General features: G+C 56.2%; 23 protein-coding genes. 15 read left to right on the top strand and 8 right to left on the bottom strand.

Annotated elements, in window-relative coordinates:
• Positions 1–245 precede the first annotated feature (245 nt).
• The 5 genes from rpsB (at position 246) to RDQ42_RS03005 (ending at position 4,497) form a co-directional block, all read left to right on the top strand.
• Positions 246–980, top strand: a complete 735-nt coding sequence (gene rpsB, locus RDQ42_RS03025; protein ID WP_054331073.1) for a 30S ribosomal protein S2 — start codon at positions 246–248, stop codon at positions 978–980.
• Between the two features lie 100 nt (positions 981–1,080).
• Positions 1,081–1,989, top strand: coding sequence for a translation elongation factor Ts (tsf, locus tag RDQ42_RS03020; RefSeq protein ID WP_071427146.1), 909 nt, complete (start codon positions 1,081–1,083; stop codon positions 1,987–1,989).
• A gap of 253 nt (positions 1,990–2,242) precedes the next feature.
• The gene (locus RDQ42_RS03015; protein ID WP_231358451.1) at positions 2,243–2,515 is read left to right on the top strand and encodes a DUF1905 domain-containing protein; all 273 of its coding nucleotides are present in this window, start codon (positions 2,243–2,245) and stop codon (positions 2,513–2,515) included.
• A gap of 182 nt (positions 2,516–2,697) precedes the next feature.
• Positions 2,698–3,936: a cytochrome c biogenesis protein CcdA gene (locus RDQ42_RS03010; protein WP_308588257.1), complete on the top strand. Its 1,239-nt coding sequence runs from the start codon at positions 2,698–2,700 to the stop codon at positions 3,934–3,936.
• Between the two features lie 81 nt (positions 3,937–4,017).
• A complete protein-coding gene (locus RDQ42_RS03005) occupies positions 4,018–4,497 on the top strand; it encodes a DUF3795 domain-containing protein (RefSeq protein ID WP_231358449.1) in 480 nt (159 codons plus the stop codon).
• A 69-nt stretch (positions 4,498–4,566) separates the two neighbouring features.
• Here the strand turns inward: RDQ42_RS03005 and RDQ42_RS03000 are convergent, their stop codons facing one another.
• The 3 genes from RDQ42_RS03000 to RDQ42_RS02990 are packed head-to-tail and all read right to left on the bottom strand — an operon-like array spanning position 4,567 to position 6,513.
• Positions 4,567–4,950 carry a Fur family transcriptional regulator gene (locus RDQ42_RS03000; protein WP_231358448.1) on the bottom strand — a complete coding sequence of 128 codons (384 nt, stop codon included), beginning with the start codon at positions 4,948–4,950 and terminating at the stop codon, positions 4,567–4,569.
• A 38-nt stretch (positions 4,951–4,988) separates the two neighbouring features.
• Complete coding sequence (locus tag RDQ42_RS02995; protein ID WP_071427143.1) at positions 4,989–5,750, bottom strand: flavin reductase; 762 nt, start codon at positions 5,748–5,750, stop codon at positions 4,989–4,991.
• Between the two features lie 19 nt (positions 5,751–5,769).
• Positions 5,770–6,513, bottom strand: a complete 744-nt coding sequence (locus tag RDQ42_RS02990) for a 3-oxoacyl-ACP reductase family protein (protein WP_369948975.1) — start codon at positions 6,511–6,513, stop codon at positions 5,770–5,772.
• 287 nt (positions 6,514–6,800) lie between these two features.
• Here RDQ42_RS02990 and RDQ42_RS02985 point away from each other — a divergent pair, with 287 nt between their 5' ends.
• The 4 genes from RDQ42_RS02985 (at position 6,801) to RDQ42_RS02970 (ending at position 13,986) form a co-directional block, all read left to right on the top strand.
• Entirely contained in the window at positions 6,801–8,360 is a 1,560-nt protein-coding gene (locus RDQ42_RS02985; RefSeq protein WP_231358446.1) for a catalase, read from the top strand.
• Positions 8,361–8,554: 194 nt separating this feature from the next.
• On the top strand, positions 8,555–11,512 hold the full coding sequence (locus RDQ42_RS02980; protein ID WP_308588254.1) for a PAS domain-containing protein: 2,958 nt from the start codon (positions 8,555–8,557) through the stop codon (positions 11,510–11,512).
• Between the two features lie 182 nt (positions 11,513–11,694).
• Complete coding sequence (locus tag RDQ42_RS02975; RefSeq protein ID WP_054331081.1) at positions 11,695–13,299, top strand: amidohydrolase family protein; 1,605 nt, start codon at positions 11,695–11,697, stop codon at positions 13,297–13,299.
• 15 nt (positions 13,300–13,314) lie between these two features.
• A complete protein-coding gene (locus RDQ42_RS02970; RefSeq protein WP_231358444.1) occupies positions 13,315–13,986 on the top strand; it encodes a hypothetical protein in 672 nt (223 codons plus the stop codon).
• 47 nt (positions 13,987–14,033) lie between these two features.
• Here RDQ42_RS02970 and RDQ42_RS02965 read toward each other — a convergent pair whose 3' ends face one another.
• The 5 genes from RDQ42_RS02965 to RDQ42_RS02945 all read right to left on the bottom strand — a co-directional run bounded on the left by RDQ42_RS02965 (position 14,034) and on the right by RDQ42_RS02945 (position 19,737).
• Positions 14,034–14,891 carry an amidohydrolase family protein gene (locus RDQ42_RS02965; protein ID WP_054331083.1) on the bottom strand — a complete coding sequence of 286 codons (858 nt, stop codon included), beginning with the start codon at positions 14,889–14,891 and terminating at the stop codon, positions 14,034–14,036.
• A gap of 3 nt (positions 14,892–14,894) precedes the next feature.
• Entirely contained in the window at positions 14,895–15,851 is a 957-nt protein-coding gene (locus RDQ42_RS02960; RefSeq protein ID WP_054331084.1) for an ABC transporter permease, read from the bottom strand.
• Positions 15,852–15,854: 3 nt separating this feature from the next.
• Entirely contained in the window at positions 15,855–16,937 is a 1,083-nt protein-coding gene (locus RDQ42_RS02955; protein ID WP_054331085.1) for an ABC transporter permease, read from the bottom strand.
• Positions 16,927–18,483: an ABC transporter ATP-binding protein gene (locus tag RDQ42_RS02950; RefSeq protein WP_071427140.1), complete on the bottom strand. Its 1,557-nt coding sequence runs from the start codon at positions 18,481–18,483 to the stop codon at positions 16,927–16,929. Before RDQ42_RS02950 ends, RDQ42_RS02955 begins: the two co-directional genes overlap by 11 nt.
• A 120-nt stretch (positions 18,484–18,603) precedes the next feature.
• A complete protein-coding gene (locus RDQ42_RS02945) occupies positions 18,604–19,737 on the bottom strand; it encodes a BMP family protein (RefSeq protein WP_071427139.1) in 1,134 nt (377 codons plus the stop codon).
• Positions 19,738–20,120: 383 nt separating this feature from the next.
• Here RDQ42_RS02945 and RDQ42_RS02940 point away from each other — a divergent pair, with 383 nt between their 5' ends.
• The 6 genes from RDQ42_RS02940 (at position 20,121) to RDQ42_RS02915 (ending at position 24,890) form a co-directional block, all read left to right on the top strand.
• The gene (locus tag RDQ42_RS02940) at positions 20,121–20,603 is read left to right on the top strand and encodes an RNA polymerase sigma factor (protein WP_054331087.1); all 483 of its coding nucleotides are present in this window, start codon (positions 20,121–20,123) and stop codon (positions 20,601–20,603) included.
• Positions 20,600–21,130, top strand: coding sequence for a zf-HC2 domain-containing protein (locus RDQ42_RS02935; protein WP_071427138.1), 531 nt, complete (start codon positions 20,600–20,602; stop codon positions 21,128–21,130). The genes RDQ42_RS02940 and RDQ42_RS02935 overlap by 4 nt, the downstream gene beginning before the upstream one ends.
• Complete coding sequence (locus tag RDQ42_RS02930) at positions 21,131–21,934, top strand: hypothetical protein (protein ID WP_054331089.1); 804 nt, start codon at positions 21,131–21,133, stop codon at positions 21,932–21,934.
• 132 nt (positions 21,935–22,066) lie between these two features.
• Complete coding sequence (locus RDQ42_RS02925) at positions 22,067–23,014, top strand: sugar-binding domain-containing protein (protein WP_308588250.1); 948 nt, start codon at positions 22,067–22,069, stop codon at positions 23,012–23,014.
• Between the two features lie 186 nt (positions 23,015–23,200).
• On the top strand, positions 23,201–23,821 hold the full coding sequence (locus RDQ42_RS02920; RefSeq protein WP_071427136.1) for a DAK2 domain-containing protein: 621 nt from the start codon (positions 23,201–23,203) through the stop codon (positions 23,819–23,821).
• A 70-nt stretch (positions 23,822–23,891) separates the two neighbouring features.
• The gene (locus RDQ42_RS02915) at positions 23,892–24,890 is read left to right on the top strand and encodes a dihydroxyacetone kinase subunit DhaK (RefSeq protein WP_071427135.1); all 999 of its coding nucleotides are present in this window, start codon (positions 23,892–23,894) and stop codon (positions 24,888–24,890) included.
• Positions 24,891–24,892 lie beyond the last annotated feature (2 nt).

Below are 24,892 nucleotides of genomic sequence, written 5' to 3'. Positions count from 1 at the left end.
GCAATGGCTTTTCGTGGCCGGCGCACAACCGGAATAGGGACAACCCATATTCCAGAACACCCCTTAGGCAATCTGGGCCGAGAAGAGGGGAAAAGTTAAAAAAGTGCTTGTCAAGTGCATTTTGTTGTGCTATAATAATCCGGAAAAACGCATGCGGCATAATTGCCCTGGTTTGTGGTGTCCAAAAACGGATTGCCAGGCAAGGCGCATGCCGCAGAGGTCACAACCATAAGGAGGATTTATCAATGAGCGTAGTATCCATGAAACAACTTCTCGAAGCAGGCGTGCACTTCGGTCACCAGACCAGAAGATGGAACCCCAAGATGGCCCAGTACATCTTCACCGAGCGCAACGGCATCTACATCATCGACCTGCAGAAAACCGTCAAAAAGCTGGAAGAGGCTTACATGTTCGTCCGTGACGTTGCTGCCAACGGCGACACTGTGCTGTTTGTCGGAACCAAGAAACAGGCTGGCGATTCCGTTCGTGAAGAGGCTGAGCGCGCTGGCGTCCACTATGTCAACGCCAGATGGCTGGGCGGCATGATGACCAACTTCAAAACCATCCGCCGCCGGATTGAGCGCCTGAACCAGCTCCAGAAAATGGAGGAGGACGGCACCTTTGACCGCCTGCCCAAGAAGGAAGTCATCAAGCTCAGACTGGAAATCGAGAAACTGGAAAAATTCATGGGCGGTATCCGGACCATGAACAAACTGCCTGGCGCACTGTTCGTTGTCGACCCCAGAAAAGAGAAGATCGCTGTTTCTGAGGCGAAGAAACTGGGCATCCCGGTTGTCGCCATTGTGGACACCAACTGCGACCCCGATGAAGTCGACTATGTCATCCCTGGCAACGACGATGCCATCCGCGCTGTGAAGCTGATTGCTCAGACCATGGCCGATGCGATCATCGAGGGCAGACAGGGCGTGCAGGAAGCAGCCGAGGATGCAGCAGAAGAAGCTGTCGCCGACGCTGAATAATCCCACTTCGCAAGAAGGATGCCCGGGCAGTTTTGTTCGGGCATCTTTGCAATATTCCTGTAAAATTACCTGAATTTTAAATATTATTGGAGGAATCAACATGGCTTTTACAGCGAAAGACGTACAGACCCTGCGCGAGAGAACCGGCTGCGGCATGATGGACTGCAAAAAGGCGCTGACCGAAACCGACGGCGATATGGAGAAAGCAATTGAGGTTCTGCGTGAGAAAGGCCTGGCTGCCGCTGCGAAAAAAGCGGGCCGCATCGCTGCTGAGGGCGTAGTTTACGCCTATGTGGACGAGGCCAAGAAAATCGGCGTTGTCATCGAGGTCAACTCCGAGACCGACTTCGTCGCCAAAAACGACAGCTTCATCGCTTTTGTGGACACCTGCGCCAAAACCATTGCCGAGCAGAACCCCGCTACTGTTGAGGCCCTGCTGGACTGCAAAGCGGCTGGCTCTAACGAGACCGTTGCCGACATGCTGCGGGAGAAGATCCTCACCATCGGTGAAAATATGAAGATCCGCCGGTTTGCCCGCTACGAAGGCGAGGTCGTCACCTATATCCACGGCGGCGGCAGAATCGGCGTCATGGTTGGCTTCGAGACCGACTTGGCCGACAAAGCGGAGTTCAAGGATTACGCCAAAGACATCGCCATGCAGGTTGCCGCTTCCGCTCCCACTTACCTGGACAAAGCTTCTGTCCCCTCTGAGACCATTGAGAAGGAGAAGGAGATCCTCACCGTCCAGGCCATCAACGAGGGCAAACCCGCCAACATCGCTGAGAAGATGGTCATGGGCCGTATCAGCAAGTACTACAAAGAGGTCTGCCTGCTGGAGCAGCCCTTCATCAAAGACGGGGATCTGTCTGTGACCCAGTACACCGAGAAGGTGGCCAAAGAGCTGGGCGGCAGCATCAAAGTCACCGGCTTTGTCCGTTATGAGAAGGGCGAGGGCTTGGAGAAAAAAGAGGATAACTTCGCGGATGAAGTTGCCAGCATGATCAAATAAGTTCTCCACAGAAATAAAAGATGGGGAAGCACCGGAATCTGTCATAGAATCCGGTGCTTTTTCTCTTCTGCTGGAAAAACGGCTGCGGGAAGATCCATTCGGTTTTTCTACTGCATTCACAGAACCTGCCTCTCTTACAGATACCTCCTGTGACGGGCGTTGACTGTTTTTGCCGGGATAGGGAATTCTATCAAAGGCGGGCCTATAGCCGGAAAGTGGCAGCGGCCCTTATATTTTAGCAGGGGGTATTGGCATGAACGAGAAAAAATACCAATTTACAGCGGTGATTCAAAAGGTGCCGGAAATTGATGGGGCCTATATCGAATTTCCCTATGATGTGAGAGCGGAATTCGGCAAAGGTCGGGTCAAAGTCCAGGTGGTCTTTGATGGCACAACCCTTTATGATGGCAGCCTTGTGCGGATGAAAACCCCAGGGCATATTCTGGGGGTGCGCAAAGACATCCGGGCCAAATTGGGCAAACAGCCGGGGGATTTGGTGGATGTCCTCCTGTGGGAGCGGCCTTGAGGGCTAAGCCCTGTAAAAAGATATCAAATCCCATAAAATACCATCTAGCGGTTTGGTCATTCTATGGGTGGCAATCCGGCGGAAAATAATGTACACTAAATAAGTAGAAAAATGTGCTGCCCAGCTGATTGGGGAAAAGGCCGGCCGGTTTCTATCGCAACCCCCTTAAGGAGGAATGGTTTATGAATTGGACAGAAAATATATCGGTGCTTACGGTGTTCCTTCAAGGGCTGCTCAGCTTTTTTTCCCCTTGCGTGCTGCCCCTTTTGCCGCTGTACATCGGCTATCTTTCCGGCGGTGCGCAGACGGTAGGGGAGGACGGCACAGTCGGATATCAGCGGGGAAAGGTGCTGACCAATACCTTTTTCTTTGTCCTGGGCATCAGCGGGACCTTTTTTCTGCTGGGACTAGGTGCCACTGCTATGGGCGAGTTTTTCAGCGCCCACCGGGTGGCGCTCACCCGGCTTGGCGGCGCTATTGTCTTGGTGTTCGGGCTGTTCCAGCTGGGGGTATTCCGCTCCTTCACCCTGAGCCGGGAGCGGAGGCTGCCCTTCCGGTTGGATCAACTGGCTATGAATCCCCTCACCGCCCTGGCCATGGGGTTCACTTTCAGCTTTTCTTGGACACCTTGTGTAAGGCCGGCATTGACAAGTGTTTTGCTGATGGTGTCTTCCGCTGCCTCCCGCGGGGAGGGAATCCTTCTCATCGGGGTGTATACCCTTGGTTTTGTCCTGCCCTTTTTGGCTGTGGGGTGGTTTACTTCTGCCCTCCTATCCTTTTTTAAAAAACACCAGAGGGTGGTCCGCTTCACCGCCAAAGCGGGCGGCATACTGCTGATCATCGTGGGTGTGATGATGCTGACGGGAATATACGGGGCAGGGGGGAACCTTGGCGGTGCCACTTCAGGAAATTCCCAGGGGGAGGAAAAAGCCAAAACGGAGGCCCCGGATTTCACCTTGGTGGACCAGTATGGGAATACCCACACCTTGTCCGAGTACCGGGGCAAGACGGTGATCCTCAATTTTTGGGCGACCTGGTGCCCCTACTGCGTCCAAGAGATGCCGGACTTGAAGGAAATTTATCGCGCTTATGGTTCCAATGAAGAGGATTTGGTAGTCTTGGGGGTCGCAAATCCCAAGACCGATGAATACGCCTTCGCCAACGACCAATCCCTGGAGTTCGTTGAAAACTTTCTGGAGAAGGGCGGATATGAATACCCAGTGGTAATGGATGTATCCGGTGAGGTCTTTGCCGCCTACGGTGTCACCAGCCTTCCCACTTCCATTTTTATCGACGACCAGGGGAATATCCATCGGGCGGTGCGGGGAGCGGTGTCCCGCTCCAGTCTATACACTCTGACAGAAGATGCATTGAAGGCCTCGACGCCCAAGCTCCCGGAGGGGGAGAGCCACCGGGACTAGGACACTGCATGAGATTGTGAGGAAAAGCCGAGATGAAAAACTACCGAAGGTCTGACCCGCGGCTTGTGCCCCATTCATCACATGGAGGACGGTTGCCCAGGCTGCGGAGGAGGGGAGGGCCATCAGCCTTGCGCCGTCATCCGGTGCAGCCAGCAGCACAGTGGGGTGGAATACTGCTTTTTGTGTGAGGAATACCCCTGCCAGCGCCTGCGGGACAGTTTGGAATTCGATTCGTTCCTGACCCATCAGCACATGCTTCGGGATTTGGACCGGGCCCAAAAAATGGGGATGGAAACCTATCTCGAAGAGCTGGGGGAGAAGACCGCCATTTTAGAAAAACTCCTTGCGGGGTACAACGACGGACGGCGCAAATCCTTCTTCTGCTTGGCGGTCAACCTGTTGGAGCTTTCCGACTGCCAGGAGGTTTGGGAGGAGATTTCCAGCCAGACCACTGGCGCCCAATCCCCCAAGGAACGGGCCGCTTTGGCGGTGAGGCTGTTTCGGGAGCGGGCTGATGAGCGGGGCGTGGAGTTGAAGCTGCACAAGAAGCCCAAGAAGTAAAGCGGATATTCTTTTAAATTAGATACATAAAAAGCTGCCCATCCCTCTATGGGATGGGCAGCTTTTTGGTTACTGTTTTCCTTCCTCATCCAGCTCCTTGCGGCACTGGGGACAGAGGATGTTGATCTTCAAATCATAGGATAAGACCGAGGTGCCGGTGTCCTCCTCCAGCTTTTGGAGAAGCCCCTGTAGCTGGACGTCCAGCAGCTTACCGCAGCGCTGGCAGAGCATGTGGTCATGGGGAAGAAGGGCACGGTCAAACCGGTCCGGTTCCCCAGCCAGCTGCACCCGGCGGATCTCCTCGTCCTTCACCATTAGATTGAGGTTGCGATACACGGTGCCGATGGCGATGGAAGGCATTTCCTGTTTGGCCAAAAAGTAGATTTGATCGGCGGTTAGATGGTCGTCGGATTCCTGAATAATTCGATGGATGAGTTGGCGGTGTTTGGTCATGGAATTGCCCTCCTTTCAGCACAGCTTTGGGGGATGTGTCAGCTGATTTGTTTAAAATTCTCCCTGCCCACGCCGCAGACTGGGCAGGTGAAGCCGGCGGGGAGCTCCTCCCCTTCATAGACGTAGCCGCAGACCTGGCACATAAATTTCGAGAGGGGTTTGCGGGGTTTGAAATTCTCCCTGCTCACGCCGCAGACCGGGCAGGTGAAGCCGGTGGGGAGATCTTCCCCCTCGTAGACGTACCCGCACACCTGACAGACAAAACCGCCGGAGGATGCCTTGGGTTTGGATTCCTCTTCTGGGGGTTGGTAGGTGGGGGCATTTTTGGGGCTCTTGCCTTTGAGCACGGCATGGTAATAGGCATAAGTCATAGCAGGGGCAGTCCGCTCGTAGACCTCGGCGGCGATGACCTCCCCCAGAAAAACGGTGTGAGTAGAGGTCTCCATTGTGCTGATCACCTTGCAGACCATATAGCCCATGCTGGCTTTCACCACCGGGATGCCTTCCGCCAATTCATAATCTACCCCGGCAAATTTATCCTTGTCCTTGCCGGACTGAAAGCCGAAAGCGCCGATCAAGACGGGATCGGTGTTTTCCGGCAGGATGGAGACGGCGAACTTGCCGGTTTTGGCGATGCAGCCATTGGTGAAATTGTCATGGTTGACGCTGACCGCCAAGGTAGCGGGGGAAGAGGTGATCTGCATCACACTGTTGGTGATACAACCAGTGGGGCGCTGGCCATCCAAGGTGGTGGTGATATACACGCCATAGGATAGATCTCGAAAAATTTTCGTATCCATGGTCAAATCTCCCTTTCCATTAGCTGATGGTAGCCCCATCTACCGACAGTACCGCGCCGGTGATGTAGCTGGCCATATCACTTGCCAAAAACAGGAATGCATTGGCAATATCCTCAGGTTCGCCCATCCGGCCCAAAGGGATGGTAGAGGCAATGCGCTGGACCATTTCCTCCGGGAGCGCGGCGACCATATCGGTGCGGATGACGCCGGGGGCTACTGCGTTGACCCGGATGTTGTCTTTGCCCAGCTCCCGAGCAAGGGATTTGGTCAATCCGTTGACGGCAAATTTGGAAGCGGGATAGCCGCAGCCAGCGGGTTGGCCATAAAGGCTGACCATAGAGCTGGTGTTGAGGATTACCCCACCGCCTTGTTCCTTCATAATTTTCGCGGCAGATTGGGTGCAGCGGAACACGGCGTTGACATTTAGGTTTATAATCTTCTCAAAATCGGCGGGATCGTAGTTGTAGAGGGAATCCCGCTGAGAGATTCCCGCGTTGTTGACCAAAATATCCAGGTGGCCAAAAGCTTCTTTTACCTGTTGGAAAGCGGCTTCCACAGCGGCGGTATCCGACAGGTCCGGGGCAATGCCCATAATCTGGGCGTCTGGGTAGCGTTCCCGCAGCTGGGCAACTGCTTTATTGGCGGTTTCCTGCCGGGAGCCGGCCAGAGCCACAGCAGCGTGATTCTCCAAAAATTTTTCCACGGTGGCAAGACCAATGCCACGGGTTCCTCCTGTTACAATGGCTACCTTACCTTTTAACATATGCATTCCTCCTGCTTTTTATATTTCTTAGTTTGACAGGAAAAGACCGCTTTATGAAAACCCTTTCCAGTTTGCAAGACAAATCTACGAGAATCATTCTTAATTTTATTAAACCACAGCGGCAAGGGAATGTCAACCTTTTTTGTATATTTTATTTTCCATTTTATCCGTTGAGGGACAAAGGCGTCCGGCAAAAAGGGTATGGCAGACAAAAAAGCCGCATAAAATGGAAGGAAATCGAAAAATTGGTCTCACCACAAGCGTGTGGAAACAAAGGAGGTTCAGCTGTGGAACAAAGCGGTTGGTTTAAATTGGAAAACAACGGGCAGGCCAAAGCCCCAGCCCCCAAGGCACAGTCCGCCGAGGTGCGCAAAGAGCCGGCGCCCAAAACCATTATGGAGGAAAAATATTATCCCATGCAGGGAAAGGGGCTTGCCACAAAAATCCCCCAGCCGGCGGCGCCTCTGCCCTCTATTGTGCAGAGCCGGGGCCGGGAATCCCAGACCGATCCCTATGGGGATGCGCCCCAGGAACTCCACTCCCAGACGGTTGGCCCCACCGGCCCGGTGTTGCTGCAAGACACGGTACTTCATGAAACACTGGAACAGTTCGTACACAGCCGCCCCCGGGACCGGGTGGTCCACACCAAGGGTTATGGGGCGACTGGGTATTTCCGCCCCTACCGGTCGATGGCGGAATACACCAAGCTGTGCTTTTTACAGAACCCGGAGGAAAAAACCCCGGTTGCCACCCGTTTTTCCCTGGCGGTGAGCAACAAAGGCACCCCGGATACCTCCCGGAATGTGCGGGGGTTTTCCACCAAGTTCTATACCAGCTGCGGGGTGTTTGACCTGCTCTGCAACCACATCCCTGTGTTTCTGGTGCGGGATGCCATTCGGTTCCCCGAGGCGATCCGTGCCCTTTCCGCCTCGCCGGTCAACGGCCTCATCGACCCCAACCGGTTTTGGGAGTTTGTGGCCCGAACCCCGGAATCCACCCATTTCATCACCTGGTTGTACTCCGATATGGGTACGGTAAAGAGCCTGCGGCATATCCGTGGCAGCAGCGTCAACACCTATGTGTGGTGCAATGAGGCGGGGGAGCGGCGGTTTGTCAAATACCACTGGATTCCCATGGCTGGGGAGGAATTCATCAACCAGGAAGAAGCGATGAAACTGGCTGGGGAGAATCCGGATATCGCAGGGCAGGACCTGTATGATGCCATTGCCAAGGGGCAGCCGGTGGAATATGAACTTCGGGTACAGCTCCTTCTGCCGGAAGAGGCGGAGTCCCTGTCCTTCGATCCGCTGGATGACACCAAGATCTGGCCAGAGGACAAAATCCCCCTGGTGCCGGTGGGGCGGCTCACCCTGGACCGCAATCCAGAGAATTTCCTCCATCAGGTGGAGGAACTGGCCTTTGCACCCACCAATCTGCTGGAAGGGGCGGAACTCTCGGCGGATAAGATGCTCCAGGGCCGCTCCTTTATCTACAAAGATGCCCAGCGGTTCCGCTTGGGGCCGGACTTTGGGGAGATCCCAGTCAACCGCTCCCGGGGAACTGGGCGGCCTCAGCCCACCTTGTCCAGTGGGAAGGGGATACGCCTCTCCGGGGACATTGTGCGGGAGGAAATCCCCAGGGCAGACGACTTTACCCAGGCAGGAGAGCGATACCGCAGCCTTACCCCTGAGGGGAGGGAGCACCTGGTGGAAAACATCGCTGCCCAGTTGGTTTCCGTCCAGGAACGGATCCGGGACATGGTATTGGGGTATTTCTCCAAAGCGGATTCCGACTTTGCCAAAGCGGTGGCAAAGGAGATGGAAGAGGGAGGGAAAAGACAGAATTAATAGGCGGTGGAGCCAGGGCAGTTGCCTCCGGCTCCATTTCTTTTTGTAATACGGACGGTGTTATCGGCTTGACAAACGCTGCGTGTCAGGGTACGATTATTCCATATCGTCCCTCTTGTTTGGGCTGCTGGCTGGTTGAGTCCGGGCATTCTGCCACAGGGGGGTGCAAGTCCACTGGGAGAGGAGGAAGATCCATGCCAAACACCCCAAAGGAAACCATAAAGGGTTTTTTTGAGGCTTATTTGGGACAGAGGGATCTAGCCAAAACACTGTCCTACCTGCTGCCGGAAGTGCAGTGGGTGGGTACGGGTAAACATGAAATTGTCCGTACTATCGGGGAGGCCGAAGAGGCGCTGAAGGCAGAATTTGCTGCTGAACCCCTGGGTTATACCCTTCGCTTTTGGGGGGAGAAAGAGACCTGCTTAGGCGGTGGATTTGCCATGTATTTCACCCATCTGGCCGTCTCCCGTGGGGAGGATGAGGGCAAGCCGGTCACCTTGGAAATCCGGGTGACCGCCGTCTGCCGGGAGGGGAAGATTGCCTCCATCCATGCCTCGGTGCCCACCTTTCTCCAGGAGGAAGAGGAGTACTTCCCCATGCGGTTTGGGGAGCGCACCTATTCGGAGCTGACCAAGGCGGTTCGCGCCAATGCGGCACAACTGCTGTATCGATGTATCCCCGGTGGGATTGTAGGCGGCTACATGGAAGAGGGACGCCCCCTGTATTACATCAATGAGGAGATGCTCTCCTACCTGGGGTTCACCTGCGATGAATTTTTACAGGCAACTGGCGGCTTACTAGTCAACTGTATCCACCCGCAGGATCGGGAAAAGGTGAAGGAACGGATCACCGCAATGCTTGATTCCGGTGATTTTTATGAGGTGGATTACCGGATGCTCTGCAAAGGCGGCCAGTATATTTGGATCCATGACATTGGGAAAAGGGTCCAGGCGGAGGATGGCCGGCCGGTGGCCCTCAGCGTCTGCTATGACATTAGTGACCAAGTCCGGCTGCATCAGGAGATGGAGCAGGCCGCCGTAGAACTACAGGGGAAAAACAGGGAGCTAAAGGAATTGGCCAACAACATCCCCGGCGGTGTGGTGAAATGCATTTTCGGCGGGGATCTGCGGACCATTTACCTATCCGAAGGGTTTTGCCGGATGCTGGGCTACTCCGCCCAGGAGATCGCCTTGGGCGGGAGTTTCTATGATTTTCTGTGGGAGGAGGACCGCACCCGGGTTCAGTCAGAGCTGGAGCGTGCGGCGGAAGACATCTGCGCCAAAGGGAGCAGCCTTTCTTTGGAGTACCGTCTCCGCACCAAAGGGGGCTCCCACATCTGGGTGCAGGAGACCAAGCGGGCCATTTTGGAGGACGGAGTACTGTATGGGTACAGTGTGCTGATGGATATCACCGCCCGCCATGAAATGGAACAAAAGCTGAAGGTCAGCGAAAAACGGCTGAGCATCGCGCTGGATCAGACCACCAACCTGGTATTTGATTACCACATCCCCACCAAGCAGATCTCCTTTACCGAAGGGCGGTACCAGATGGATTACAGCACTCTGGAAAACGTCCCGGACAGTGTGATCCAGGAAGGGTGGATCGCCCCGGAATCCCTAAAGGATTGCCGGGAGATGTTTGAGGACATCCAGCGGGGGGAAAAGGCCGCTTCCAGCGAAGTGCTGATGCGCTATACAGGCGAAGGGCCGTTTGTCTGGGTCAGAATTTCTTTGACTACCATCCATTGGGAGGATGGCCGGCCGGTGACCGCTGTTGGGGTGATGGAGGATATCACTGCCCGCAAAGAGGCGGAGCGTTCCTTCCTCAAAGAAGAACAGTACCGGCAGGCGATGCTCTCCTCCATGGACGCCTATGGGGAGATCAACCTGACTAAGAACCGGTTTGAAAAAATCTCCGGCTTGTGGGAGACCTACCTCGCCGTGAAAGGAACTTCCACCTACCAGGAGATTGCGGAGGCAAACAGCCGGCGGTTTGTCCATTTTGAGGACTGGGACAATTATGTCTCTGTGGTCTGCCGGGAGAATTTGCTCCGGTCCTACGCCGCTGGGAATCGGGAAATCCATTGCCAGCACCGCCGTCTCAATAGGGACAACCAGATGGTCTGGATGTTGCTGACCATCCACCTGCTGGCCGACCCGGATTCAGGAGACGTCAAGGCCCTGGCCTACTTGAAGGACATCAACCGGGAAAAACAGCGGGAACTGGAACTCCAATACCAGGCCAAAAAAGACCCCCTTACCCAGCTGTATAACAAAGGCACCGCTGAGGCGTTAATCCGCAACATCCTCCAAGAGCAGAAGGGGAGTCACACCTTCTTCATCCTGGATCTGGATCATTTTAAAGAGATCAACGACACCTATGGCCATATGTTTGGGGATATTGTGCTTTCCCAAGCGGGCAAAGTGCTGTCACAGCTGTTCCGTTCCAGCGACATAGTGGGCCGTCTGGGCGGGGATGAATTCCTGGTGTTTATGCGCAATGTTCCCTCTCAGGAGCTGGTTTTGCGCAAAGCAAAGGAGATGTGCAACGCCGTCTCCAAGCTGTTTGAACAGGATAAGGGGGTCTTTTGTAGCGTGGGCGTGTCCTGCTGCCCGGAGGACGGCAGAAGCTATGAGGAGCTATACCGCCGGGTGGACAAAGCTCTTTACGCCGCCAAAAACAATGGCCGCAACCAGTTTGTCCTTTACCGGGAGGTAGAGCACGGTTCCCAGGAGGGTTCTTTCCAGCTCACCAACATCGATCAAGAGGAGCCGGGGAACGCCTCCGGCCTGTCGGCAGTGCTGGAGCGCCGGTATCTGTCGGAACAGCTTCTCGACCAGCTGGACGCCATTGTCTACGTCAGTGACCCGGAGACCTATGAGCTCTACTATGTCAACCGGGCGATGTACTCCAGTTCTGGCTACGCCGAAGGGGAATGCGTGGGCCGCAAGTGCTATGAGGCCGTTATGGGCCGTTCGGAGCCCTGCCCCTTCTGCACCAACGACTGGCTGGGATTTGACAAATTCTACATTTGGCGGCATTACAATGAAGTCCTCCGCCGGGAGTATATCCTCAAGGACAAATTCATCCTCTGGAATGGCAAAAAGGCCCGGATGGAGATCGCCATAGACCCCAATACGTTGGCGGAATAAACAACATCCCCGGAGCGAAGGGAAAGGTCCCTTTCTCCGGGGATTTGTTCCGCTGGGGAGCCCGCCATTGCGCCTGCCATGCGGAAGGTATATAATGAGGGTATGTTGACTTTTATGTCTGCTGGCGCAATCTATTTTTATGCGCTGACGCAGGAACGACAACAACAGGAGGAAAAATCCATATGTATGATGTTTTGATTCAAAACGGCACCCTAGTGGACGGAACGGGGGCGCCCTGCCGCAAAGGGGACATCGCGATAAAAGATGGAAAGATCGCCGCCGTAGGGGAGAACCTCCCTGGGGAGGCTGCCCGGGTGATTGACGCCGCAGGCAAGGTGGTGTCCCCGGGGTTTATTGATTTCCACAACCATTCGGACGCGGGGATTCTCCTGGGCCTGGATGCCCATAACTACTTGGAACAGGGGGTGACCACCCAGGTCACCGGCCTCTGCGGCACCGGCGCAGCTCCCTGTTACCCCGGCATGGTGGATGAAAACAAGGTGGGACTCTCCCAAGAGGAGTGCCAGAAATGGGATGCCATCTGCGACAGCATCCCTTCCTTTTTGGATCATGTCTCCCAGATGGAGCTGGGGGCCAACATGGCCTTTTTCATTCCCCAGGGCAACATCCGGGGCCGGGTGATGGGGTTTGACCCCTCCGTCCCCACAGAGGAGCAGCTGGAGGAGATGAAAGCCTTAGTCCGGGAGGCGATGGAGGCAGGGTGCATCGGCTTCACCACCGGCCTGGTGTATGCCCCCTCGGTCTACGCCGGGGAGGAGGAGCTGGTGGAACTGGCCAAGGTAGTGGGGGAATACGGCGGCTGCTACGATTCCCACATCCGCGGCGAGGGGGCCAACGTGGTCGAAGCGGTAGAGGAGGCCATTCGGGTCGGGGAAAAGGCCGGCATCCCAGTGGTGATCTCCCATGTCAAGGTGATCGGAGCGGAAAATGAGGGGCTTTCCCAAGAGATCATCCGGGTGATGGAGGAAGCCAATGCCCGCGGGGTGAAGGTCCGGGCGGACCAGTACCCCTACTTGGCGGGGAGTGCCCCCTTTATCAGCTGCATCCCCCCAAAGTTCCATGTGGACGGGGACGATAAGCTGACAGAGTCCCTCAAAGATCCAAAAGTCCGCCAGGCGATCACCCATTCGGTTCTCCACGAAAGGGAGGAGTTTGAAAGCCATTGGGTCTCCGCCGGGTTTGAAGGCTGTTTGATGGTGGGCTGTGCAAAAACTCCCCAATATATTGGGAAAACCATCGCCCAGATCGCAAAGGAGGAGGGGAAAGACCCCTTTGACGCCTCCTATGACCTGCTGATCGCCAACGACGGTGTGGCCCAGGGCATCTACTTCTGCCAGAACGAATCGGATATGCTCCGTCTGTTGGCTCATCCATATGTCATGGGCGGCAGCGATTGGTCCAACTTCACCTCCCGCCACGACCCGGAGCAGGTGGGCGGCGCCCATCCCAGGGGGTACTCCACTTTTATCAACCGCCTTGCCCTGATCCGCGACCACCGGCTGATGACCTTGGAGGAATCCATCCACCGGATCACCGGCTTGCCTGCTGAGATGAGCGGCATCCAAGGAATTGGCGTTCTGCGAGAGGGCGCCCGGGGCGACGTCTGCATCTTTGACTACGATGAGCTTCGCGCCCAGAGCGACTATGTCCACCCCTTCCGGCCCAACCTGGGGCTGGATTATGTGTTGGTGGGCGGCAAGCCCGCGGTGGAGCAGGGCCGGTACACTGGAGTGAAAAACGGCCGGGTGCTGCGCCGCGGCCGCTAATGGGGAGGCCGATTTATGTACCATCAGCCCTTCCGCCATGTGTGGAGGCCCGGCCCTGCGACATCTTACTGTGTGGAAAAGGGATTCTCCACCACCTTTGGGGAACAGTGTGACGGGTACGCCCGTGCGGAAAACGGGCTGCGCACCCTGTTGGGCGGGCCTTGGCCCCAGCCCTTCCCCGACCGCAAGCGGTATAACCTTTTAAAAGCCATCACCTTTGAAGTGGAAGAAAACCTTCTGCAAATCTTGGAGGACAGCGGCCTTCCCAAACCCACTAAAGTGGATCGAAGCCAGTTGAAAAGGCTGGAACCGGCCTACCGCCTCACCGGATACCGGACCGTCTATACCATGACGGGGGAGGAGTTCCGCCCTTTTGCAGGGCTCTTAGATGGGGAGCTCCCCTGGTTTTTGGAGGGGGCGAAGGTCTTTGCCTCCAACTCTGCACATCGGGAGCGGGCCACCCAGGAGAATTTGATCCTGGCGGTGGCGGGTTTGCGTTGCCTCCTGTACGCCCAGTATGGGCCGGAGGTGGACTTGGCGATTGCCCCCAGGGACAAGGAGAAGCAGGGGATGGGCTACTTCAAGGCCCAAAGCCTGTTCCAGGTTATCCCGCCGGAGTGGGAGGAGGCAGAACAGTATGCCTTCGACCCCAGGGGAGAGCTCACCTTTGAAAACTACCCTTTTTAAAACGGAAAACCCCCTCGCTTCCAACGAAGCGAGGGGGTTTAAAAATATTACAGCTTCAAAATCCGCTTGGCATTTTCAGACAGCAGCTGTTCCAGCACATCTTCCCGGAAGGGGAGGGCCCGGAACTGCTCCATGCTCTGGATCATGGAGCGGATGGGGTAACCAGTGGCAAACAACATCCGGTACTTGAGGAAGTAGTTGGCCGCCTTCACATACTCATCCGCAAAGGGCATGTTGGGGATGTAGCAGTAAAAATCGGGGAACAGGTAGACATTGGGGCAGATCAACGCCATGCCCAGCGCCTCCTGGACAAAAGGCCAGCAGCCGTGGTCCACAGTGAAGATCACATCAGGGTAACGGTTGGCGATCCGCTGGATGTGAACCGGGTGGGCATAGCTCATATCCGGCCCCACAAAGATGCTGTCGGTCAGCGAGACGATCAGGCCCAGCTCCTGGCACTTGTCATAGATGGGGGTGAGGCACTCATCGTCGGTGTAGAGGCCAAAGTACCCCGGCTCAATGGAAACGCCTTTGAAGCCGAACTCCTTGGCGGTGCGCTCAATCTCCCGGACGGCAGCGGGGATATCGGAAAGGTCGATGCCGGCAAAGCCCAGCAGCTTATTGGGGTATTTTGCGACCAGTTCAGCGATCTCATCGTTGGGGACATACCCTTCGGTGGGGGTCTGGCGGCCGTGGATTACCGCCAGGTCGATGCCAGCTTTCTCCATCTCCTGGAAGTAGAGATCCATATCGCAGGTGCGGGCCGATTCCATCTCGCCGCTGTTCATGTTGAGGGCGGGAACCAACTCGGGGCTCTCAAAATCCTCATCCACCTTGCGGGGGAAGAGGGCAGTGTTGGTGGCAAAGCTCTTGTACGGGGGACGAGAGCGAAAATCAATGACCACAGGTTAACCCTCCTTGACAGTGTTGGATTGGCGCATCTTTTGGATGCGCTTTTTCTCCGCCTCCTGACGGCGGATGGAGTAGAGCACCAGGCCCACGATGGTGGCCAGGTAGGGAATCATCAGCAGCAGTTCCGAAGGGATGCTAAAGGATTGCAGCACATTGGCCAGAGCATCTGCTACGCCGAAGATCGCCGCCGCAAAGGCCGCGCCAAAAGGATGGCCGCCTCCCATGGATTCCGCTGCGATGCCAATGAAGCCGCGGCCCGCCATCATATCCCGCACAAAGCGGCTGGCATAGGACATGGACATGAACATTCCGCCAAAGGAGGCGAACATGCCGGAGAGGGCCAGGGCGATCAGCTTGATCCGGTTGGAATTTTCCCCTACGGATTCCGCCGCCATAGAGTATTCGCCCACCGCCCGAATCCGAAGGCCCAGAGGGGTCTTATACAGGAGCACATACATGACGATGACGCTGACAATGGCCAGGTAGGTAAAAAAGCTGTGGCCAGAGAGGATCTCCCCCAGAATGGGGATGTCTTTTATGATGGGGATGTTGATGTTGGGCACCGTAAGGCTGGCCAGGCTGGCGGTGGAGCCCTTGTCGCCGGTGATGGCGAACATGGCGAAGACGGTGCCGCCGTTGGCGATCAAGTTGATGGCGATACCGGTCAGCCAGATGTCGGTGTCCATGATGATGTGGAAGTACCCCAGAAAGAGGCCGATGCCCACCCCGGCCAGCATCCCGATGAGGACGGCCAGCCAGACGTTTTTCAGGTAAGCGCTGGCCACGACGCCCGCCAGGGCGGAAACCAGCATGGTGCCTTCAATGGTGATGTTGCGCACCCCCGCCTTCTTGGCGATGAGGCAGGCCATAGAGGCGAAGATGATGGGTGTGGTGACCCGGATGATGGTGGCTACAAACCCAGCTGAGAAAATGACGCTCCAGAAACCGTTCATCTCTTATGCCTCGCTTTCTGCCGGCTGCGCTGCGGCGGCTTTGATGTTTTTCACGATCAGTTTCTGCTGGGTGCCAGCCAGGAAGCCTTTGGCTGCGATGAGCAGGATCATAAATGCCTGGATGACCACCACCAGCTCGCTGGCCACATCGCTGGTGCGGTTCATGATGTCGGCGCCGGTTTTGATGTAGGCGATGAACAGCGCCGCAATGGGCACAAACTTGGGTTTAAACCCGGCGATGGTGGCAATCAGGATGCCGTCCCATCCAAAGCCGGGGAGAGCCATCCACTGGAAGCGGTTGTGCCGCCCCAGGATCTCCGCCGCACCTCCCACGCCGCTGAGGAAGCCACCCAAAAAGGAGCTGAGCATGCACATGGCGAAGATGTTGACCCCGGAGTATTTGGCAAACTTCATGTTGGATCCGATGAGCCGCATTTTGTAGCCGATGTGGGTCTTGTCCATCAGGACATAAACCAAAACCATGGCCACAATGGCTAAGATCAGGGCGCTTGTCACTTTGGTGCCCTTAAAGAGGGTCCCCAGTACCGCCCCGGAGGGGATGGCATAGGAGGCGGTCATGCCTACATCGGGGTCGCGGATGACATAGTTTAAGATGTACAGCCCCAAGTAGAGGAGCACGTAGTTTAGCATTAAAGAGCCTACAAACAGGTCGGCGTCAAACTTCAGCTTTAAATACATGGGGATCATGGCGACAACGCCGCAGACCGCGCCTGCCATCAGGAAGGAGGAGAGCTTTGCAGGCATCCCGGTAAAGCCGGAGGAGATGGCCACCCAGGCCGCCAACAAGCCGCCGAAGAAGACCGATCCCTCACCGATGACGCTGCTCATGCCCACCGAGAACATGACGCATACCCCCAATGCGGTAAAGCAGACCGGGATGAAGTATTCGATCAGGTTGCCGAACCGGCGCACCGTGCTGAAGGGGCCGGTCAGGAAGGATTTGATGGCGGCCAGAGGCTCCTTGCTCACCATCATGATAAACAGGAAGGCCAAAACCATGGCGATGAGGATGGCCAGCATGGTTTTGATCACCCCGAAGAATTGCAGCAGCTTTTTATTGCTCATAACAAACCTCCCGGATCTCGTCTTCGGTCTGGCGCTGAACGCCCAGCATGTATTGGCCCAACTCCGCCTCAGTGAGGGTGGAGGCATCCTCGAAGTAGGCGACGATCTCGCCGTCGTACATCACGATCATAGAATCGGAAAGCTCCATGATCTCATTGAGGTCGGCGGAGACCAGCAGCACAGCCACGCCGCTGTCCCGCAGCTCCACCAGCTTTTCGTGAATGGCCTTGGCGGTGCCCACATCGATGCCCCGGGTGGGCTGGTCGGCAATGACCAGAGAGAGGTCGCCAGTCAGTTCCCGGGCCACGACCACCTTCTGCATATTGCCGCCGGAGAGCATCCTGACCAACACATTCTCGTCAGCGCATTTGATCTCAAAATCCCGGATGAGCCGGGTGCAGTAGTCCTTGATCTTTTTGGCGCTCAAAAAGGGGCCGTTGCTGACAGTGGGGCTGTCGCTCTTGTCGGAGATCAGGTTTTCCGCGATGGTGGAATCCCCGGCCGCGCCGTAGGTCAGCCGGTCCTGAGGGATATGGCCCACCTTGGCGTCCCGGATCTGCCGCACGGTAAAATGGCTGGAGTCCTTGCCGCCAATTTTGATGGTCCCGTCCTCGATTGGGCGAAGGCCGGTAATAATCTCAATCAATTCCCGCTGGCCGTTTCCTTCTACCCCGGCAATGCCCAGAATCTCCCCGCCCCGGGCAGAGAAGTTGACGTTTTTCAGCATCATTTTCTCTTGTGCGTATCCGTAGGAGAGGTTTTTTACCTCCAGCACAGGGGCTCCAGGGTGCTTGGGTGCTTTGTCGATTTTGGAGACCACGTCCCGCCCAACCATCAGCCGGGAGATGTCCTCCACCGAGACTTCGTCTACATTATAGACGCCCATGGACCGGCCGCTGCGCAGAATGGTGATCCGGTCGCACAGCTCTTTAATCTCCCGGATTTTATGGGAGATAAAGATCACCGTGTGCCCCTGTTCCCGCAGCAGTTTGAGCTGTTTGAACAGCTCGCTGGTCTCCTGGGGGGTGAGGACGGCAGTGGGCTCGTCCAGGATGAGAATGTTCGCCCCACGGTATAGGGCTTTGAGGATTTCCACACGCTGCTTCATCCCCACTGCCAGGTCGGAGACCCGGGCGCGGGCGTCGATGGGCAGGTTGTATTTTTGGGAAATGGCTTCGGTCTCGGCCACCGCCTTTTCCATGTCCAGAAACATGCCTTTTCGGGGCTCGCTGCGCAGGACCATATTCTCCGCCACCGAGAGGGATGGGACCAGCATAAAGTGCTGGTGCACCATGCCGATGCCCAGTTTGAGGGCATCGGTGGGGGAATTGATCTCCACCTTTTGGCCGCGGCAGTAGATTTCCCCTTCATCGGGGTGTTCAATGCCGAAGATCATCTTCATCAGGGTGGATTTGCCCGCGCCGTTTTCCCCCATCAGCGCGTGGATCTCGCCGGCATTCACCGAGAAATCCACCTTGTCGTTGGCCAATATGCCGTTGCCGTAGATTTTTGTGATGCCCTTCATGGACAGTACAGGTTCGCTCACAGAAATGACCCATCCTTTCCTAGGTGGTTGAATTCGATGGAATAGAAACCGAAAAACGGTTTTCAGCAGCCTTTGCCTAGCTGCATGAAAACCGTTTGTGCCTTGGTGCAGGGGAAAGAATTAGGCATTTTTGAATGCATTGAGCTCATCCTGGCTCATACCATAGGCGGATTTGACCACGATTTTGCCGGAGACGATATCGGCTTTGATCTCATCCAGTTTGGTGCGAACCTCTTCGGGGACGAGTTTCTCATAGTATTCATTCTCGGCCAGACCGACGCAGTTTTCCGCAATGCCGACGGTCTCATGTTTGCCGAAGATGTTCTCTCCCTCCATGATGCGCAGGAAAGCTCCCTCAATGGAGTTGCCGACGAATTTCAGCACAGAAGTGGGCATGTATTCGCAGATTTCGGGGTTGGTTTCCTTATAGGAGATGCTGCGGTCCACGTCGCAACCCAAGTACATTTTCTGGGCGGCCAAACCGGCTTCAAAGGCGCCGGGATAAGCCTGGCCAGCGGCGGGGAACACCAGGGAAGCACCCTGCTGGTACTGGGTGTTGGCGATCTCTTTGCACTTGGCAACGTCGTTCCAGCTGCCTACAAAAGCGGAGTAGACTTCGATGTCAGGGTTGATATAGCGGGCGCCGTCGATGTAGCCAACCAGGAAGTCGTTGATAGCGGGGATCTCCATGCCGCCGATGAAGCCGATTTTACCGGTATCGCTCATCTGGGCGGCCATAGCGCCGGCCAGGAAGGAAGCCTCGTTCTGTTTGAACAGGCAGGAGTACACGTTGGGGTACTGGTCCTCGCTCTCCCGGACGATTTCAGCGTCGTAGACGATGAATTTCTGATCGGGGAACTCGTTGCTGGCCTCCATGACAGGTTCGACCATCTGGGCGGTGCCACAGACGATATAATCCCAACCTTCTTCGCAGGCGTCCAGGGTAGTGGGCAGGTATTTGGGAACGTCGGCAGCGGAGTTGCCCATCTCGACGATCTTGATTTCTGCGCCGTACTCATCGCGCATTTTTTCAACGGCAGCAGCTGCGGCGTCGTGGTTGCCGCCGTCGCCTCGGGTATTACTGATCAAATGCAGGATTTTTACACCGGCGAAGGATTTTTCACCGTCGGCCTCAGAGGAAGTGGAAGAGCCGGATTCGGGAGCGCTCCCAGAACTGCTGGTCCCACCGCCGCCGCAGGCGGTCAGGGAGAAGGCCAGGCTAAGGGAAAGAACTAATGCCAAAAGTTTCTTCATATTAGATCCTCCTAAAAGATAATGCTCACCGGCGCGTGGCAAATCCGCGCAGATGAACAGTTTGAACACAGCTAGGTCAGCCTGCTATGTTCTGGCGTTTTTATAGTAGCATTTTGTGTCGGCAAAGTAAAGATTTTGCAAAACTTATTGGAAAAATCCAGTGATTTTTCAGGATGTGTCGAAAAAAATACAGGGCTTTTCCCACAATTGTTGGTGATAATCCCTATTTCATCCGGGCAGGCGGATAGGATTTTGTCAAACTTTTGATGAACATTTCATCAAACGGGTTTTTTTCTGGTATAGTGATAAGAAGGGAATTTTGATACAAACCTGTAACAAAGTGGACCATTCTGCGACTCATTGGATGAAAGGAGGGGGAGGCCATGGTGGAGGAACTGTACCGCACCTATAAACAAGATGTCTACGGCTATCTACTCAGTTTGACCCGGGATCCCTCCTTGGCGGAGGATTTGCTATCGGAGACCTTCTTAAAGGCGATTCAAAGCCTCCCAAAGTTCCGAGGGGACTCCACCTCAAAGACCTGGCTACTGGGCATTGCCCGGAACGTGTGGCTCCAGGAGCTGCGCCGCCGCCGTAAGACGGTGGAGTACAGCGACCTTTTGGAGGTGTATGTAGGGGAGGGGATGATCGATCATTTCCTCACCCGGGAAGCAGTGGCCCGCGTGGGGGAACTGCTCCGGGAAAAGGAAGAGCGAGCCCGACGGGTGGTGGCCCTGCGGGTGGACGGCACCCCTTACCAGGAGATCGCCAGGGAGCTGGGCATCACCGAAAACTCGGCGCGGGTCATCGATTTCCGCACCAAAAAATGGCTGAAACAAACCTTGGAAAAGGAGGGGCTGCTATGAAAAAACAAGACGTTCCCTGCGGGGTGTGCCTCGACTTGATCCCCTTGGTGCGGGATGGAGTGGCCAGCGAGGAGAGCATACAGCTGGTGTTGGATCACACCGCCGTCTGCCCCAGCTGCCGGGAAGCCCTGGGGGAGGAATTCCGCCAGGAGGTGGACGACAGCAAGGTTTTGGCTTCCATCCGCCGAAAGCTGGCCCACATGGGGATGATGCTCCTGGCGGCTGGGGTCATTCTGGGGGTGGTGATCACCGAGTCATCGGCCATGTTCCACAACTTTCTGCTGATGCCTGCCGCGGGGGCGATGGGGTATCTCCTTCTGAAAAAAAGATGGCGCCTGGTGCCGGCGGGGGTGGGCCTCTTGACCTATCTGTGGCAGGTGGGGAGCGCCCTGGGACAGGGTGCTGGATGGGGGGCAAACCTCCTGGTGCCGCCCCTGTTTTTCGCCGTTATCTATATGGCGCTGACCGCCTTGGGCGCGCTGATCGCCGCCCTTTTCACCTTTGCCTTTCAAAGGGGGGAATCATAAATGAAGCCGCAAAAGCTCAGGAGAATCCTCGCCGGGGGGCTGGGGCTTCTGCTTGTCGTCCTGCTGCTTTTCCTGTGGAATGGCACGGCGGGGAACCCCATTTCCGCGTTGATCGCCACCCGAAACATCACAGCTTATGTAAAGGAGACCTACCCTGGCGCGAATTTTTCCGTGGAAAACGCCCATTACAATTTTAAAACGGGGGGATACAGCTGCTTTGTCACCTCGCCCATCAGCGAGGACACCGCTTTTTCCATCGACTACGGTGGGGGGAAAATCTGGGACCGCTATGAATCGGAGGTGGGGAACCGGTTTTCCACCTACCGCCGCCTGGATGGGGAGCTGGACGGCCTAGTGGAGAAGATCGTCCAGGAACAGTTCCCCCATAAGGTCAACCTGGTCATCGGCACCTTGGAAGCAGGGGAGGATATGTCCAATGACCTTACCTTGGATATGCCTTTTGACCGGTACCATCTGCCGTTGCCGGTGGAGGTCACCCTTTGGGTGGACACCGAGGATATCTCCTATGACCAGGCCGCCCGCCTGCTTTTGGAACTGGACGGCATCTTTCAAAGGGAGAAGCTGGCGGTGGCTCGGTATTCCATCCGCCTGTCGGATGTGGTGGAATATGATAAAAACGGCAATCCGGTCTATGACCACCAGCGGGAGGAAGTCAACATTTATGACTTCCCAGCTGCCCGCCTTGCTGCGGAGAACCTTCCCCAGGTGCTGGAAGAGCACCGGATCCAGTGGGAGAAGGAGGCCGATGCCTGGAAGGAAGAGTCCCCTGAGAATCGGGAATGAGACATGAAAAAAGCCCCGGGCCCTTTGGCAGGGCCTGGGGCTTTTGGGTTGCATCCCAAGGGCCTTTGTGATACAGTGAAATTATAGATTTCTAGAAAAAACGACAACACTACGACCCAATAAGGAAGAACAATGAGTAACAGCGCAAAAAAATTGGAAAAACTGGTCCGCATCGCCCAGCTGTATTACCAAGAGGAAAAAACGCAAAGCGAAATTGCCAAGATCTACGGGGTCTCCCGACCCTTGGTGAGCCGGATGCTCCGGGAGGCCAAGGAGCTGGGAATTGTAGAAATCCGCATCCGCCCCCCGCGGGAGCGAGACAGCCAAGTCCTCAGCCGGGCCAAAGCCGCCTTTGGAATTCAGGGCGGGGCATTGGTAGGGGATTCGGCCAATGACAACATGGTGAACCGGGAGCTGGCCGAAGCCGCCATCCACTACCTTTGTGAGCTGGAGGGGGCCAACTTCGGCATTGGCTGGGGGACGGTGATAGGGGAGTTCATCACCGCGCTGGAGGAAAAATCCCCCCGGCAGTCCACTTTGAAAACGGTCTGTCCCTTGGTGGGAAACAGCGGCATTTCCAACCGGAATTACCACCCCAATGAGAATGTGCGTATCTTTGCCCAGCAGACCTTTGCAGAGCCTTATTACCTGCACACCCCCGCCTTTGCCGAGTCCCAGCAGGACATGGAATTGATCCATCAGATGGAGCACTACAAGGCGGTATACCATCAATGGGAGCAGCTGGATGTGGCCTTGGTCAACATCGGCAACTACTCATCGGTGCCGGACTTTGCCGCCGCCGCCCGCTATGGTGAGATGCTGAGCACCCGCCGTCCCGCCGGCCGGCTGCTGGCCTATTTCTACGACGACGAGGGAAAAATCCTCCGGTCGGACACCGATTATGCCATCCAGATTCCCACCGGCGTGTTGGCCCGGTGTCCCAACGTCATTGGCATCTGCTCGGCCAACGTCACCCCCCGCACCCTGTTGGGGGCGCTGCGCACCGGGCTTATCACTCATCTCATCGCCCGGGAATGGCTGGTACAGGAGGCGCTGGAGCGATGCGGAGGTCCCATTTAACTTTGTTACATATGTAACACCGAGTTCCCCTTTGTGGGGAACTCGGTGTTTTTGTTGTCTTTCTCTCTAAAAACAAACGATACAGTTGCAAATTTTTATAGAAAATCCAGCTTTTGATTGACATCAGTGCTTGAAAACGATATCATCAAGTTACAGAGGTTACAACAGATGTTTGGAGGTGTTCCAATGGTTTTGGATAAACAAAGTTTGAAAGCTATGTTTCTAGGCGCGGCCAGGGTTTGGCAGGAGAACGCCGCACACCTCAGTGAGATTGACTCCCGGTTCGGGGACGGCGACCACGGTGTGACCATCGGCAAAATCGCCGCCCTGCTGGAGCAGGAGGCCGCCGGCTGGGGGGATGCCAGCATCCACGATTTCATTGAAGATCTAGGCATGGGCATCATGGGGGTCAATGGCGGCAGCGCCGGCCCCTTGTACGGCACCCTGATCGGCGGCTTGGCCGAGCCCTTGGGGGAGGAGGCGCAGATTGACGGCGCCCTTCTCAAAAAGATGCTGGCGGGCAGCCTCTCTAGTATGGAGGATATCACCACCGCCAAGGTAGGGGACAAAACCATGATGGATGCCCTCATCCCAGCAGTGGAGGCCGCTTTGGCCGCCCCTGACGAGGTGAAGGCAGTCCTGGATGCCGCTGCCTTAGCAGCGGCCGACGGGGCCAAGGCCAGCGAGGGGTTTGTCTCTAAATTTGGGAGGGCCCGCAGCTACAAGGAGCAGACCATCGGCACCCCCGATGCGGGCGCGGTGAGCACCGCCCTGTTTTTTGCCGGGATGGCGTCCGCCATTCGGTAAATCTACGGCAATCCTGCGGAGGAATCCGCTTTTCATCGAAATAGGACAACAGAAGTGGAGGAACAATGCCATGAAAATGAAAAAGTTTATCAACGACCCAGCTGATTTGACCAAGGAACTGCTGGAGGGTTTTGCCGCTGCCAACCGGGATCTGGTCACCCTTGCGCCCCAGAATACTGTGATCAACAACAAGTTGGAGAGCGCCGACCGGGTCACCATCGTCACCCAAGGGGGATCCGGCCATGAACCCGCCATCAGCGGCTTTGTCGGCGAGGGCATGGTGGATATCTCGGTGGTAGGCGACGTCTTTGCTGCGCCCGGCCCCAAGGCCTGCGTGGACGCCATTAAGATGGCGGACAAGGGCAAAGGCGTTTTGTACATCGTCCTCAACCACGCCGGGGATATGCTCACCGGCAACCTGACCATGAAACAGTGCAAAAAAGAGGGCCTCAACGTGATCAAGGTGGTCACCCAGGAGGATGTGGCCAACGCCCCTCGGGAGAACAGCGATGACCGCCGCGGTCTGGTGGGCTGCATCCCCACCTATAAAATCGCCGGGGCCGCTGCCGCCGAGGGCAAGAGCCTGGAAGAGGTGGCGGCTGTGACCCAGCGCTTTGCCGACAATATGGCCACCCTGGCTGTGGCTGTCCGCGGGGCGACCCATCCCTCCACCGGCAGCATGCTGGCCGACTTGGGCGAGGATGAGATGGAGATCGGCATGGGCCAGCACGGCGAGGGAGGCGGCGGCCGCCAGGCAATGAAATCCGCCGATGAGACAGCGGTCATCATGGTGGATGCCCTGCTCAAAGACCTCTCCATCCAAGAGGGGGAGAAGGTCATGCTGATCCTCAACGGCACTGGGGCCACCACTTTGATGGAGCTGTTCATCCTCTACCGCAAATGCGAATCCTATCTGAAGGAAAAGAACATCGAGATTGTCGCCAACTACGTGGGCGAGCTGCTGACCGTCCAGGAGCAGGCCGGTTTCCAGATGTTCATGGCCCGGATGGACGATGAACTCCTCCATTACTGGAACGCCCCCTGCAACACCCCTTATCTGAAAAAGTAATC

The sequence above is a fragment of the uncultured Merdimmobilis sp. genome (genome assembly GCF_902471145.1).
In the GTDB taxonomy this organism is placed as follows: domain Bacteria; phylum Bacillota; class Clostridia; order Oscillospirales; family Ruminococcaceae; genus Merdimmobilis; species Merdimmobilis hominis.
The sequence above is the reverse complement of the archived record's forward strand: the minus strand, read 5'-3'. Positions and strand labels throughout refer to the sequence as shown.